Consider the following 14,655-nt stretch of genomic DNA (forward strand, 5'->3'; position numbering starts at 1 on the left):
CGTCATGCTCGCCGATGACGATCATTGCGTTGCCCGCTAATTTGCGCAGATCTGAAATGTACCGGTTACGCGGGTGATACGACGTGCTGAGGCGGTAGGAGTACGAGAGTGTTTCGGTGCCGTCCCGGTATCGGATGGGCTTGTTAAAGTCAATGACCGGAAGCGCATTGAGTCCGCGAATGCCGAGTGCATTCAGGATGATCAGACCGATCAGGCGGCGCGCGTGAAGCTGTGCCCAGCCGCCACCCGACCCATCCCTGAGTGTCCGGGAGGTCGGAATGACGGGACTCGACAGCAGGAATCGCGAAACGAGGTGGGCATGGGTACCGCCTGCGAACCGGGTAACAAACCCACCACCACTGGAATGTCCTCCGAGGACAACGGGGCCACCATGCCCTTGTTTCCGGAGTTCGGCGATCAGATCGGCAATGTCGTCTTCCAGTTGGCCGATGTATTCAACGTCCCCCCGGTGGCGGCCAGACTGATAGTGTCCGCGGAGATTTGGCAGGATTACCTTGGCCGCGCCGGCCTGGCTTACAGCCGAAGCCAGCGCATGGTAGGAGCGCCCGTGATACGACGATCCATGCACGAAGATTAGAATCGGGTTGGCGGAGGACGCGTAGAAGCGAAAGGCTAGTTGCTCGCCGTCTCTGGCGGGGTATCGGCAAAGCGAGGGTAAATCGCTATCGGGCACCGAATGCAGCGAGGCAAATCCGAAAACGTCCTTCTCCTTTGGCGCGGGCGGCGACGCTACCAATACGATGGCGACGCCGATAATCAGCACGAACACTGCAAGAGCTATCCCTACTACGAGCAATATGGTCAAGGTGTCTCCAGGCATGATTATGATCGGGCAATATGCGATATGGTCGCTCATGCTAAGACCGTGCGTGTAGCAGATCTTGCTGGATCTTTAAGCGATTGTCGACGATTCAGGCAGGCGTCTCGAACGGCCGGTTGTGGCCGAACGCGGGCCGACGGCGAACGCAACAGATCGACCCTGAGCCGTGATTCTGGCGCCTCGCGCAGCGATGTTGGCTGGTAATGCCGCTGATGCGCCCTACTATCGTTTGCAGGCAGCTTACTAATTTCTTCCAGCCGAGTTCATTTGGAGTGAGGTCTGCCTTAAGAGCCCCTCCCTCGCAGCACGGTGCGAACGATCGTCGTCTCTCGTTATCACCTGTGCGACATCCCGCTTTCTTGCCAGGAGACCCCGGAATGTCAGACGATCCCTTTGCTCAACTGAAGGCAGTGCAGCGCGAAGCGTGGGCGGTGTTTGCGCCGTTGGAAGTGGTTACGACGATGCCGGCGGCCGAGTTAGTTCGCTATGCACGCGTGTCTCCACAACACTCCGTACTCGACGTTGGTTGCGGCACCGGTGTGGTGGCGGTGACGGCAGCACGCCTCGGTGCTCGTGCAAGTGGCGTGGATCTGGCGCCAGCGCTAATTGAGCGCGCGCACAAGAATGCCGCACTCGCCGATGTGGAGGTCGATTTCCGGGAGGGCGACGTCGAGGCGCTGCCCTATGCTGCCGCCAGCTTCGACATAGTGCTAAGCCAATACGGCCACATGTTCGCGCCGCGGCCTGAAGTGGCGATTGCCGAAATGCTGCGTGTACTAAAACCGGGCGGCACCATCGCGTTTTCGACGTGGCCGCCCGAGCACTTTGTCGGCCAAATGTTTGCACTGGTTGGCAAATACCAGCCACCGCCCCCGGGCGCAGCGCCGCCGCCGCAATGGGGCGATCCGAATATCGTGCGCCAGCGGCTCGGCGATGCGGTCAGCGATATCACTTTCGACCGCAGCGTGTTGCGCTTCCCGGCATTAAGCCCACAGCACTATCGCAAAGTGATGGAGGAGACGCTCGGGCCGGTGGTAAAGATGGTGCAGATTTTCAAAGCGATGAGTCAAAGCTAGCGACCTTCCGCGCCGAGTTGGACGGCTACATTGGTCGCCATCTGGAAAACAACATGCTGAGGCAGCACTATCTGATGACGCGCGCGATCAAGCGCTAAGTGACCGTCGTCGCTCATCCGGCGGGCGGAAGCGCCGCACTACAAAAAAGATCCAACACGGTCCGCGCGTTGCGCTGGCCTTGGTCCTCGAAATTGTTATTCTCACACCGACAAACGTCACCGGCGACGGCAAAGGACCGTGAACGACCCTGAAGAGACCTACAGCATCTCGAAAAATCAGTCCGCTTTCCATCTGATTTCCGCCTCCGACGAGTCGTTCATCGCGCTAGAACTCGGACACCAAGGGCGTGCGTCTGCCCGCAGATAGCGCGTGGAGGTACACTGAATTCCCGGTTTGGCCAAGACCGCGCGCAGGAGAACAGGGATGCCCCCGAACGCCCCGGCGGACAGGCTTGTGAAGTCCATTTGGTACCGCGCCAGTTTGCGCCCCCGTCTGACGGTCGTGCTGTGTTTCGTCGCAGTGTTCGCGATCACGCTAATTCTTGCAGTACACCAATACTTCCTTGTCCGCGCGCGGGAACTCGATCAGCGCTTGCATCGGCTCGAACTGCAGGCCATGACGCTGGATGTCGCCGTTCAAAACAACAAGCAGCAGTTGAGGTTTCTCCGCACCAGTGCCGAGCGAATGATTGCAGGTCCGTCTGCACCTTTTAGCCCAGCTTTGGATGCTCCATTCCAGACGGTGCTCAAAGCGCAGGAAGAGCCGGTGTGGAGCCTTCGGCTTCCGGAAAGTGACGTGCCCATTCGCGGCGTCGGCGCGCGACAACTTGCGAACATTCCGGGCCTGCAGCGGACGGAATCAACGTTTCTCGATGACCTGAGGCTGTCCCGACTGATGAGCAGGTTGCTCTCCGTCCAGTTTCGGTTGAGCACCAACCTCGAGCGTACGGCGTTTGTATCTGCAACGGGCGTGGTGGTCGCCTACCCCGCATTGAGCGACGAGCAGACAGTAGGCCTTGTTCAATCGCTCGCCAGTTCGCGGCTGCTTCAAGTCTCCCGGCAACACCCGTTGGACTATGACGTGATTTTCGATCCGATGTATGAACGAAAGAGTTCCGCAGGGCCGCGCCTGCTTTTCGGGACACCGGTCATGCGCAACGACGTGGTTCGTGGCGTCATCCTCTTTGTTATCCCGCAGCGCGCTGTCCAGGACTACATGCGGCTCGACACCACACCCGACGAGATTCACGCGTTAGTGCAACGAAACGGGACAGCCATCGCAACAAGCGAGAATACCTTCACGGCCACCGACGAGAACCGGCTCGGGAGACTGCCTGCTCCATGGAACGACCTTTCTGTTGCTCCGCTGTTTCAGACGGGCGGCGGCGTATTGAGCGCACACCAGAGTCTTCTTCTCTATACGAAACTGCCGAGCACAGACCTGGTTCTGATCGACTACGTCCCTGCGAAAGCAGTGTTCCTCGCGGTAGTCCGACTGACCAGCGCGGTGTTTGCCGGAATCTGGTTGTTGCTGGGATTTCTTCTCTGGGCCACGCTTCTCGTTGTCGACCAGCTTCTCGCCCGACAAATCGCACTCAGCGACCAGTTGAAGGCGTTGTCGCGGGTGGACCCGCTGACTAATCTCGCGAATCGTCGGCGTCTGGACGAGGAATTCAACGTATTCGCACGTGGGCGACACGCCGACCGATGCGTCGCGTTTCTCATGATCGACATTGACCACTTCAAGCGGGTCAATGATGTCTGGGGACACACAGTTGGAGACGAGGTGCTCAGGCATCTGGCCGGAGTGACCACGGCGGTCGTCCGTCCGCCTGATCTGGTTGCTCGATTTGGAGGCGAGGAATTCTGTGTTCTGCTGCCCAATGCCTCCGCGGACGATGCGGCCCGGGTCGCGGAACGCATCCGCCTGGCGGTCGCTCAGACTGCATTCACTCCTGGCCAGGCAGAACTGAGACGTTTTGCGCCCGGCAGCGAGATCTGGATCACAGTGTCGATCGGCGTAGCAGAGATGGTATCTGACAACTGTCCCGATCTTGAATCGCTGGTCGCGGTTGCTGACCAGCGACTATACGCCGCAAAAGAGGGCGGCAGAAACAGGGTTGTGGCGGACGGGCCTGCGCGAAGCTGCGAAGTGGGCAGGCAGCAAGAGTAGGCGGTGGGTGTTACGCGACCACATCGACAAATGTGCGGCCGCTTTGGGCGCAAACTCAACCATCCAGCGTCGAAACATCACAGGCCCTTACTGGCCGACCGCGGGCATCAACTTGCCGGTCCGCCAAGGAGGCGACGTTCTACCTGCCCGTACCGCCTAGGCGGAGTCGAAGTGCGTTCACCAAGGCGTTGCAGGTGCGCAGCAGCCATGCTAGTTGCTCTGCATCTCGCGCGGCCCCATCTCCTTGAGCTTCGAACTGAAGGCTGAGGCGTCCCGCTACCCGCTCGCCATCCTGCCCTTCGTTGATCTTGAATCGAATTGGCTGCCCGACTTCCTGTTCTAGCGCAGCCTGGTCCTCAATGAGCGCTTGCAACGCTTCCAGCCCGTCAGCGCCCAGAAACTTGACGAACAGGCCCGCCGTCCCCGGCTGCTCCCGGTAGGCAACGAGCCCTTGCACGGGGCCCGGTAGGTCTAGGCGGACGAAGTTGTTCCCGCCGTGTCGGGGCGGCGTCTGGTCCGGGTGGTCGAACTTCACCTGCTCAATGAATTTGTCCCAGAACGCGCGGTTGTGGAGCTTGGACGCGCTAATGGCCTTCGGTTGAGCCATGACCTCGAGCGCGGGCGCCGCTTCATCAAGCGCGGTTGTGCGCTCCAGCGGCACGCCGTCGGGGCGCACGAGCACCTCGCGTTGCACGACTTCTGTGTGCAATGGGACGGACGGCACGAGAAGCGTGCGCCCAACTCCGTCGCGATACGTGCGCACTTCAACCAGCGCCAGTTGAGACAGCACACCGCCCTGCGCGGTGAGCAGCCGGCGCAACGATTGTAAGTCGCTACGAATGCCGTCGCCTGCGATGGCGCAGAGGAAGTCACCACGCTCGAGCGACCGGTTCACAGAGTCGACGAACGCTCCCTCGTTTAGTTCGGGATGCACGGCTTTGACCGCAGCGAATATGGGATTTTCGCCAGTTAGGCCACGAGCCTTCTTGAGACGCGCTTCAAGGTCTGAATACGTCCACTCGGACAGCAACGATGCATATTCGAACAACTGCGCAATGACCTCGCGGCGAGCTTCGGGGTTGCGCCACAACTTGCATTCGACAAGCACGAGTCGGCCAGTCGCGGAAACGCCCAGGATGTCGAGGAAAACGCTCGAGGAGCCATAACGCAGCGGGAGCTCGCGGCAGAGCGGCACGAAGCTCTCGCCGTGGCCGAACATCTCGGTCATGGGCAGAAGCGCCGGTAGGTCAAAAATCCGCACTTGCAGCCAGCGTTCGTTGTGACCGTTCCCGGCGGTCAGAGCGACTGGCTGAAAGGCTGCGGGCGAGTCGGCGGTCTGCTCGTCGTAGAGGTAGGTGGTCATGCACTGGTCTCGTGGTTCTGAGCCGCCCTGCTTCCACGTATGCGCGGGCGGATGTTATAGACGCCGACGATTGTACGGCTTCGCGTGACGCCTTTGCACCTCGTGCCGCTGGGCGGACTCCAGCTGGTTTATGTATTTGGGCGGGACGCTGTAGCGCTTGCGCTGGACGTAATTGACGCGGGTCGCTCTTCGGCGCTCTGTTGTCTGGGCGAAGCCGCCAGTTGAATGGCCGAATCACTGTTCGCGCCACCGACCGCTCGTGGCCTGTTGCAAGCCTCCGGAAAATCGATCGTAAGCGGACGCCCGAGCGGGGTAACAAAATCGAACTCCCATCTTCCTGTGGGAGTCTGTCATGAAGACCGAACAAGCCCGTGAGGCATGGAACAAAGGGAAGCTCATCGGCCAAAAGCCTCCGCTGCGGCCAAAAGACGTCTGGGCCATCAGGATCCACCTCCAGAACGCCCACGCCGTCCGTGATCTCGCTTTGTTCAACTTGGCCATCGATAGCAAGCTGCGCGGCTGTGACCTCGTCAGTCTGAGAGTTCGCGACGTTACTCACGGCAATCAGGTATTGCCAAGGGCGCTGGTTGTTCAGCAGAAGACCCAGCGACCCGTACAATTTGACTGACCGAGCCAACCCGGTGCGCCGTTGGAGCATGGCTCGAGAAGGCCTGCCTGAGGCCTGAGCAATGTCTTTTCCCGAGTCGACTTTCGGCGTATCCGCACATTTCGACCCGGCAATACGCCCGGATGGTACATCAATGGACGGCTGCCGCAGGGTTAGACCCAACCATTTATGGGACTCATTCGATGCGCCGCACTAAAGTGACATTGATATACAAGCGCACAAAGAACCTCAGGGCCGTGCAGCTGTTGCTTGGCCACAGCAAGCTGGAAAGTACAGTGCGATACCTTGGGATCGAAGTCGATGATGCCCTCGAGATCTCCGAGCAGACTGAGATCTAGCGGGACCGGCGCATGCCGCACGGACTGGGTATAAGTTCGTGTGGCTGCTTTTGGGCACTCCTCCGTCCGCGCGAAACCGGCCAGGAACGGTGGGTCGACATCGACGTCCTGATAATGGTCGCGCCCCTTTGAGTCACCCCAGTTCTGCGAGTGAGCACCCAAGCAGATCTGCTACTTGAGGGTGTACGTCAACGTGCCATACCCAAGTTGGTCGAAGCCACCGCTGGTCGAACCATAGTCGCCGCCACCGCCTTCCGGGCGCACCCGCTGCGCATATGCGGCAACGCCAGGCGCCTTGAGTTTCCTAAGCACCACGTAGTGGTTATAGAGCAATTCCCAGATCGGCCGCGTGTCGCCTCTTGATCCTGACGAAATCTCTGGCTGCGTCGCGAGACTGTCGGAATACAAGGTGTAGGGAACATCCTGGCCGAGGTTATATTGCGCGGCATATTCGGCACCCTTCAACAGACGGTTGCTGTCGTACCCGAACAGATCGTCTCCCTGATTCCAGGCCATCTGGCAAAACGCACCCGCCAGTGCGAAGTCGAGCATGGTGTGCCCTTGGTCGCGGCCGCTTTCCTGAACCTGACCGAGCCCGTTCGGATACAGTTTCCAGACGAGGTGTTCGATGGAACCGTTGCCCGCGCCATGCTTGAAATACTCGACCGCTTCCGTATAAATGTCCCGGCGGTCGGTCAGCACGCCAATCGCCAGCATCGACGCCATGTTGGCGAGATCCCAGTTTGCCCAGTAGTGATCGACCTTCGTGCCGTTGTGCTTGGTCAGGAAGTCGTGGTTCATCGTGTAGAACACGTTGAGCATCATCGACTGGAAACGACGAAAATCCGCCGCTTTCCACTGCGGCGACGAGCGCAGAATTTCTGCAGCGTTCGCCAGCTCGTAGCCGTAGATGCCGGAGGCGAGGAACTTGTCTGAGCTACCATCGATCTTCTTCAGATTGCCCGACCAGGCATTCAAGATCTCGATGGACTTGTCGGCGTAGGCGTCGTCACCGGAGACTTTCCAACGCAACGCGAGCGCATAGGCTGCAGCCGCGTCGTTGAACAGCAGCGGATAGTTCTCGGCATGATCGAGGTTCTTGCCGCGATAGATGGCATCTTGCGGGCGCGGAGTCCAGTCCAGCGACGCGTGGCGGTTGGCGATCAAGCGCTGCCAACCTTGCAGCCAAGGTTGTTTGCCGTACGCCACATCGACTCGCATACGCTCGAAGTCCTGCTCGCTGTGCAGCAGCCCAGGATGCGCGAACGGCTTCGCTTCGATATCGGACGGTCCTCGCGCGGCCACCGGAGCGGGTTGCCGGTCTCCGCCAGCGTAATTGTTCGCCGGTTGAGTGACGCAGGCCGAAAGGCTGGCCGCAGCGACGATCGACGCAGTAAGTGTCGATTTTCTGGACATGGGTGGATGTGCCTCAAGAATTGAACGAACGAGTGCCTCGCGCTTTGCACCGAGGGCAAGCCTCGCATCGGATGAACGAACGACTGAGAAGAATGGTTGACGTTGCCGGAACACGAAGCGTCACCGTGTACGCCCCTGCACGGAAGGCCGAGCCCAACAAGCTTGTCTGGGCGTATCGCTCTTGGTTGGACTGCACTGCCACCCAGTTGCCCTGGCTAATGTGTTGCCGATGCGGCTGATGCCGGGAGCGTTGTATACGGCATACGACATGAGGCGAACGAAGAACTAAGCCGACGAACAGAAAACAAGGTCCATAACCGTACAGGGGGGAAACGTCATCGGCGAATCAATACCAGCGCCTCCTTGCAAACTCCGGCCCAGCATAGAGATGACGGGATTAAATCCGGCAGGCATTTCGTTGGTAAAGGCCCCGTGCGGTCGAGTTGAGCGGCCGCTTTGCGCGCAGGCGACCGTCCCGTTAGGGTCGACCAGAGACGTTCTCACACCTGCGTGTCAACGTCTCGCACGTCGGTGATCGGCCACAGGTCAACCGCAAACAGTGCGGCGAGTCGAGTCGGCTGTCCGCCTCAATTGCGCTGCGCCTGAGGGCATTCCGCCTGATACCAACGATCGACCTGATGCTGCGCCGCATGTAGATTTTGCGGATAGTGCGGATCGAACCTTCTTGGGTCGTACCCAGCCTTCCTCAGCGCGGCCAGTTCACTCTGGTTTTGCTCTTTTGTGACGGGCGCGTGGTTCTTGATAGCGGCGAGATCGCGGCATTGCTTTGCGCTCAGATGTGTCGCGCCTTGCGCCATGGCTCCTGGGGCGATGCCAGCGAGCAAGATCGTCAACGCGGAAATTATCGGCCAGACCCTCGGCGAGTTCTTCATGTCACGTCCCCCTTCTGTGAGGCAACGCAGTACGGACGATGATACGCTCGACGGTGCGATGCCTGCGAAGGTGAGCGTTCATCGGCTTAAAAGGGAGAGACAGGTGACCTGAATACACCTGAAACCCGCCGCTGAGTCTGCGCTGGATCGAAGGGCAGTTCAGGGTCGCAAGTACGCATCCGCTGACAGTGAGACCTGACATTCGCGGTCGTGGCGGTTCGAATGACGGGAGTGCAACCTGAAGCTGCCTCACGAATGGTGACACCTGAGCGTCAGCAATGGCCGATAACTTGTCGTCGAGCAACGGTACGGAATGACCCGTCCTCTTCAAAACCCGCCCTGCGGCCTGATACGGCCCGAGAGATACCAACGACGCGAGATGACTCGATCGCTTGCGCACCGAAGCGCTTCCCTCGTTGGGGCGCGTCCATTGCCTGACTACGCTGCAGGAGTCCTGATCACCGACTCGCCCGAGATGCACGACGCGTCAAGCGGTTCGCCACGCGAATCTTGACATTACAGGTCAACTGTCACAGTTAGGGTCCCGCGGTCGGGGCCCGAATATTCAGCGAACGTCGCCCGCGTCCAACCGAGGGGCGCGGCATGGGCGCTGACCCGGCTGGCAAGGCGGACGCAGTTTCTCCTGCTGCCCCACTGCCCTCCTGACTGGTCTCCAGCACCGTCTCTTCGCTGTCGTCCGCTGGCGTTACGCGCAGTCGTTGCTCCGGCCGCGATCGTTTTCCGCGGTCAATGACCATCCAGTAGGTTGACCTTGATACACACTGTCGTGTAGCGCAACAACCTCTTCAATCCACAGGATGACATCGTAGCCTGTATCCCGAGCGTCATCACCTAAGTCGTGATCTAAGCTGATTTCCTCGACGATTCCGGATTCGAGCAGTCGGATCGCTTCATCAGGCCATTAGACGCGGAGCCAGCCCTTGGGTGTCGGGCGCTCATCGTCAAGAAACACCTTCATGTGTGATTTCCTATGCGTCGCAGCGCAGCGCCCGCGCTACCTCTCGAATTCGTTTCGCCGCGTCTCGCGACGTGTCAGAAACGAGTGTCCAGTCGTCATGCCACCAGCTTATAACTTCGGCGGCCTCGCCTACCGTGCGGGCCGAGACCACATCGCGAACTTCGTCTGCAACTTCACCCCACCAGTTGGCACCTTCGCCGTCGCTCGCGGTCGGGTCGATCGCTTGTCGATAGATTGCCTTTGCCGCATCAAGAGAGATATTCATCGTTTTTCGATCACGCTTCAGTCCTGGCCCGGAGCATCGAATCGTAGAGGCCGATTCCGGGCGTGACGGACAGTTTGACCCACCAGCAGAAAATGAACGACTTCTCATCGATCAAGACCCACGTCACGCCTACCACCGCAACCGCGACGGTCAAGAAAAGGTACTTTGCCTTCGCTCCCGCGTCCCCGCGTTTGCCTATTCCGCAAAGACTTCCTGCAAGGTTCGAAGGGTGTCCGACAACGTTTTATCTGCAACTGAGCCTTCCTTCTTGACCAGTCGCACCTTGTCGACCGCACGCATCTGATCCAGAAGGATCAAGCCGTGCTTGCGCTTGAACGTCACCGGAATCCGAAAAGGGGCTGGCCGCCCCTTCGAGGTCATTGGAGCAACGAGGACCGTCCGCAGATGCTCGTGCATTTCGGGAGGCGAGACCACGACACAGGGCCGCGTTTTCTGGATTTCGCTACCCATCGTCGGATCGAGCGCGACCAACCAAACGTCTCCGCGCACTACCATGCAAGCCCCTCGTCGTCGACGTTGGAGAATTCGCCCATCACCAACTCGTCATCACCGCTCTCCGCGAGCGCCTTGCTCGCTTCCGCCCATCCTTCACGGGGCTTGTGTCGGGGGCGTCGCAGCACAATTGCGTCGTTTTCGACTTCCATTTCCACTTCGTTCTCCAATCCCAACTGCGCGAGGACGGGCTTGGGAATCAGCACGCCTTGCGAGTTACCCATTCTGCGAATCGTCGTTTTCATAGGCTCTCCGTAAGTACAATGTTATGCCGCTAAGCGTGGCACGTCAACACAAAGTTATTACGCGCGAGACCGCGTGTCACTACCTGCCCTTTCGCACCCCCGCCGGACCTCGAGGAACACCAGCACGCTCCCGTGATTGCTTTGACCCATGTGCGAACCAGGCCCGTTAAATGTGCAGCAGCCTGCGGCAAAAAGGCGGCCGCGATGAAAACCGTGCTCACCGGCACTATCGCTGATGCCTGTTACAGGGCAGCGCAGTCGCCGAAAGGCGCTTTCCAGGTTAGAAGTAGTCGGACTGTTAGTTGCATTGTACTCCTTGGCCCCTGACGTCAACTTCAGCAGTTGCTCCGCGACTGCGGCGTCACTCCGGGGCACGCTCACGCCGACCGTGACGCGCGCAGTCGTGCCGCGTGCATAGGACATGTTCCGCGTCGACTTCGAGGTGCCAACGCTCGCCGACGCAGAGCTGTACGGAAGCAAGCTCGTCGCGGCGCTGGACCGCCACCTGCGCGTAAAGCGCGGTCGTCGCGAGCTTCTTGTGACCGAGCAGCACCTGGATGACGCGGATGTCGACCTTCTGTTCCAGAAGATGGGTGGCGAAGCTGTGACGCCTATGTCGCTGGATAGATAGGCGCCACTATCTGCCGTTCCGGACTATGTCGGGTAACGAGAACAAGTTTTTGCGAACGCCAGACACTCACGCGTCGTGACGCAAGGAAGCCCATCCCATCCCCCGACATAGTTTGCCCACCCTACAGGCTATTCAGGAAGCCGAGGAGTTGGTCTGTCGGCTGGTACCCCGCCCGGGTGAGCCCGGATATCCAGCGCCGCCATGAAGGAATCCCGAAACCGATCATTGACCGCGCATGGGATGCTCAGCTGCGACTGTGCCGGCGATATCGCAAGCTCGCAGCGCGCGGCAAGAATGTGAACACCGGTGTGGTTGCCGTTGCGCGAGAGCTCTCTGGGTTCATCTGGGACATCAGCAGACTGGCGATGTCCCTCGCCATACCGAAGGATGCCAGACCAGTCTGACACCACATCACATTAACGAGGATACGAGGAGTTTCCTGAAGGCGGCGTAGCCCGGCACCCGAGTAACCCGCGATTGGACTATGCAACACATCTCATGCGACTTGCGACTTTAGGTAGCGGCAGGCTCATAGGGCGGACCACAGTAATGCGGTAACCAACCCGCGGATATCAGTGTGACCCACCGTCGAGACGTACTGCTACGTCGCCCTCAGGAAATTCAGATGCACCAAACCCGAGAACCGATCGAGATTGACACAGAGAGTCATATCAGTCCATCGACCCGTTGCGGACTCTGGTCTTTCACACGATAACCGTCCCCTATCGAATGGAGAGCGGACGTCCGCTGAGTAATCGACGAGGCACTTGAAACAAATCTGATCTCGTGCTCCCGTCTGGGCCTATCACCGCGTTCATCGCCAAAACGGCGAGATAGTCGCCTGCCTCTCCAGGAAGACCGGCGGCGCAGCAGCCCGGTACGCTTCCAGTCAAAGAAGGAAACGCTTTCCTACCGCCGATGGTACGACTCGGTCTTTAAAGCGATCTGCCAGTGCGCCCATAGCTCGCCAACCAGTGCAGTGTGCGGCGGCGATCAGACTAAGACTGAACTGCTCTAGCGCTTCGACAGTGTCTGGAATGATGCTTTCTGTTGCACCGGACAAATGGAAACCGCCTAGCACCCCGTAGATCGGGAGGTCAGGGAAGCGATTGCGTGCATGAGTTAATACGTTGATGAGACCTGCGTGCGAGCAGGCTGTAAAAACAAACAAACCCTTGTTAGCGATATGCACGGCAACAAATCGTTCATCAACGAGCAGTTCGTCCAACTCCCACTCGCCGTCAGGACCGAGCCTGTGCTGGCCAGGCATGCCTCGTTCGAAGCTTGTCAAGCGCGGGATTTCGCCGCTAACGTAAAACGACTTCGACAGAACCGACTGTTCAACTTTCGTAACAATCAGATCTGCACCGTTACCGGCAAGCACCTCCTGGCTTGGAATATCCTCCATCGGCATCATGCGGCCCTGCGGAGTCTTGACCGCTCGCGATAAGAACATTTCTGGATGCATATAGGTTGGGACAGGTCTTCCACCATTCGCCAAAGTTATCATCTGCAGTGCCCGTGGCATCGCTGCGGCATGATCCCAATGTCCATGTGAAAGCACCATCGCGCCAACCTTGCCGAGGTCGAGGCCGAGCCTGACGGTATTGCGTTCGAATACCCATTCGTCAGGCCCCGTATCAAACAGAAGTGAGTGCGATGCGTCGCCAATTCGGACTGTAATCAGGCAAGACAGGCCGTGAGCGGCGCAACAAAGACATTTCCCGCTAAGCCATTTCATCCCGCGCCGCCACGCCCCGGCAAGCTCCGTTTCCACATTCTCTGGATTGGATGAAAGATTATCGGTCACGTTATCGACTATGACCGTAATCTCCATGCTGTCGACCGGCTCAATCATATCCACCTCCATAATGCCGCGGTTTCCGCGTCCATCCCTTACCTGATCAGTTCCGTCGCAAACCTTCCGCCAAGAGCGATTCCCGGACTTTCGGGCGATCCGCCGCGCGCTGCTGAAACGAAGTGATACTGGCAGCCGCGATAAATCGAGACCGACGTGGGCCGCCCAATTTGTTACTGTGAAACGATAGGCGTCGGCTGCCGCGAGCGTGGTGCAGGCTTGATTCCTCCAGTTTGCGCCAGAATTCCCAGTACCGACGAATGATTCCGATCAAATAGCTGGGCGATGTGCTGTAAAGACTCGCCTTTGCGCCAGCGCTCCCACATCAACGCCTTCTGGCTCTGGCTGTGATTTGCAACACTCCCGCCGCTCATGCGGCGTTCATTGTGTTGCATCGACCGGTTGAATCCGCCGCTTGGCAACGGACATTCGCGCAACGGAACGCGATGCACCGGACTTCTTGGCGATGGCCAGGAAGAATGCCATTCCGTCAGTCGTGAATAGGGCCCCGGATGTCAACTGCGCGCGAGACTTCGGTGCCGAGGATTGACGACGGTGCGAAGCAAACGGCCCTCATGATTCACATCGGCATTATTCTTCACTTGGGAAAAGGACGGCGAGATTTTGCTCGGCTCTAGTCCATGCACGCACTTGATACTGTCGACAAACAGAAACACTAGCGAAGAAGCCGATGATACCGGCTAGTGTGAACGTCCACGGCGGCAAGCTGCTCGCGCTTTTGATTGTCAATGCCACGAAGACGCCAGCAATCACGCTGCTGATGACGTTCACCATTCCTGCCGTAGTCATAAAAGACTGCAAACCGGTTAGCGGAAATCCAAAACTGCTTAGCGTGCCTCGGTAGTCGTCGTGTGGCGAATGCATTAGGTAAGGTCGTACACCCGGTGACCGTTCGACAAAATAGTGCCGGATTCGAGCCATTCCCCGTGCATGGACCATATCCTCGATAGCCACCTGAACTGAACGCACAAAAGTCACGATCCCGATGAAATAAAGCGACGGCAGAATGATGAGTGCGAATACATGAAACGCTTCCCCCATTTGCGTGACCTGTGCGACAAATCCTAATGTGACTGTAGCGCTTGAAACCGATGCAACGAAAAGATTGGCCCGCCCAATCCCTTCTTGAATCGTTCCAGTACGTGCTGTTTGAAGAACAAAGTGCTCCGTCGTCAGGAATTGCGCTTCCTGTTGGTTTTCGTCAGGCATGCTGATCCTCCTCGGAAACGGTCCCTCGCATCCTGCCGCAATTTACCCAAAGGACGCAGCGGAAGAGGAGCTCGGTGAAGACGGCCCTTCCCTAATTGCACTAAAACTTTCATTAAATCGGCGCTGCCGTTCATGTCGGCCAGCACGACCGAGAACAAACTCCTGGCGCCCGCAACGGTGGGCCAGCGCTTTACCCGTACACGAATA

The 14,655-nt window shown here is 58.8% G+C and carries 11 protein-coding genes and 5 pseudogenes; 5 read left to right on the forward strand and 11 right to left on the reverse strand.

From position 1 onward, the window contains the following. On the reverse strand, positions 1–877 hold an 877-nt coding region (locus M3I53_RS30730), incomplete at its 3' end, for an alpha/beta hydrolase (RefSeq protein WP_254319592.1). Positions 878–1,218: 341 nt separating this feature from the next. Here M3I53_RS30730 and M3I53_RS30735 point away from each other — a divergent pair. Then, positions 1,219–1,917: a class I SAM-dependent methyltransferase gene (locus M3I53_RS30735; protein ID WP_254319593.1), complete on the forward strand. Its 699-nt coding sequence runs from the start codon at positions 1,219–1,221 to the stop codon at positions 1,915–1,917. 423 nt (positions 1,918–2,340) lie between these two features. Then, the gene (locus tag M3I53_RS30740; RefSeq protein ID WP_254319594.1) at positions 2,341–4,089 is read left to right on the forward strand and encodes a diguanylate cyclase; all 1,749 of its coding nucleotides are present in this window, start codon (positions 2,341–2,343) and stop codon (positions 4,087–4,089) included. A 139-nt stretch (positions 4,090–4,228) separates the two neighbouring features. Here M3I53_RS30740 and M3I53_RS30745 read toward each other — a convergent pair whose 3' ends face one another. Next, on the reverse strand, positions 4,229–5,452 hold the full coding sequence (locus M3I53_RS30745; protein ID WP_254319595.1) for a hypothetical protein: 1,224 nt from the start codon (positions 5,450–5,452) through the stop codon (positions 4,229–4,231). 352 nt (positions 5,453–5,804) lie between these two features. On the opposite strand from M3I53_RS30745, the pseudogene M3I53_RS30750 reads away from it, so the two are divergent. Beyond that, positions 5,805–6,418 (forward strand): annotated as a pseudogene (locus M3I53_RS30750) (tyrosine-type recombinase/integrase). 171 nt (positions 6,419–6,589) lie between these two features. Here M3I53_RS30750 and M3I53_RS30755 read toward each other — a convergent pair. From M3I53_RS30755 to M3I53_RS30775, 6 genes and pseudogenes are all read right to left on the reverse strand, one after another. After that, a complete protein-coding gene (locus tag M3I53_RS30755; protein ID WP_254319596.1) occupies positions 6,590–7,834 on the reverse strand; it encodes an alginate lyase family protein in 1,245 nt (414 codons plus the stop codon). A 587-nt stretch (positions 7,835–8,421) separates the two neighbouring features. Continuing rightward, a complete protein-coding gene (locus M3I53_RS30760) occupies positions 8,422–8,727 on the reverse strand; it encodes a DUF4148 domain-containing protein (protein ID WP_254319597.1) in 306 nt (101 codons plus the stop codon). Positions 8,728–9,433: 706 nt separating this feature from the next. Beyond that, positions 9,434–9,706 (reverse strand): annotated as a pseudogene (locus tag M3I53_RS38500) (cyclic-phosphate processing receiver domain-containing protein). Positions 9,707–9,716: 10 nt separating this feature from the next. Beyond that, positions 9,717–9,971: a hypothetical protein gene (locus tag M3I53_RS30765; RefSeq protein ID WP_254319598.1), complete on the reverse strand. Its 255-nt coding sequence runs from the start codon at positions 9,969–9,971 to the stop codon at positions 9,717–9,719. Positions 9,972–10,166: 195 nt separating this feature from the next. Further along, positions 10,167–10,487 carry a type II toxin-antitoxin system PemK/MazF family toxin gene (locus M3I53_RS30770; RefSeq protein ID WP_254319599.1) on the reverse strand — a complete coding sequence of 107 codons (321 nt, stop codon included), beginning with the start codon at positions 10,485–10,487 and terminating at the stop codon, positions 10,167–10,169. Then, positions 10,481–10,729, reverse strand: coding sequence for an AbrB/MazE/SpoVT family DNA-binding domain-containing protein (locus tag M3I53_RS30775; RefSeq protein ID WP_254319600.1), 249 nt, complete (start codon positions 10,727–10,729; stop codon positions 10,481–10,483). Before M3I53_RS30775 ends, M3I53_RS30770 begins: the two co-directional genes overlap by 7 nt. Before the next feature lie 418 nt (positions 10,730–11,147). Between M3I53_RS30775 and M3I53_RS30780 the strand changes: the two are divergent. After that, positions 11,148–11,231 (forward strand): annotated as a pseudogene (locus M3I53_RS30780) (nucleotidyl transferase AbiEii/AbiGii toxin family protein); the annotation flags it as partial. Here the strand turns inward: M3I53_RS30780 and M3I53_RS30785 are convergent. Further along, positions 11,202–11,339: pseudogene (locus tag M3I53_RS30785) on the reverse strand (tyrosine-type recombinase/integrase); the annotation flags it as partial. The pseudogenes M3I53_RS30780 and M3I53_RS30785 overlap by 30 nt on opposite strands. Positions 11,340–11,524: 185 nt before the next feature. Between M3I53_RS30785 and M3I53_RS30790 the strand changes: the two are divergent. Continuing rightward, positions 11,525–11,764 (forward strand): annotated as a pseudogene (locus M3I53_RS30790) (IS110 family transposase); the annotation flags it as partial. Between the two features lie 485 nt (positions 11,765–12,249). Here the strand turns inward: M3I53_RS30790 and M3I53_RS30795 are convergent. Next, complete coding sequence (locus M3I53_RS30795) at positions 12,250–13,218, reverse strand: MBL fold metallo-hydrolase (RefSeq protein ID WP_254319601.1); 969 nt, start codon at positions 13,216–13,218, stop codon at positions 12,250–12,252. A 591-nt stretch (positions 13,219–13,809) separates the two neighbouring features. Further along, positions 13,810–14,448 (reverse strand): hypothetical protein, encoded by a 639-nt coding sequence (locus M3I53_RS30800; protein ID WP_254319602.1) that lies wholly within the window; start codon positions 14,446–14,448, stop codon positions 13,810–13,812. Between the last annotated feature and the right edge of the window lie 207 nt (positions 14,449–14,655).

Origin of the sequence: Paraburkholderia sp. CNPSo 3272 (genome assembly GCF_024206495.1) — a bacterium.
Taxonomy (GTDB): Bacteria; Pseudomonadota; Gammaproteobacteria; order Burkholderiales; family Burkholderiaceae; genus Paraburkholderia.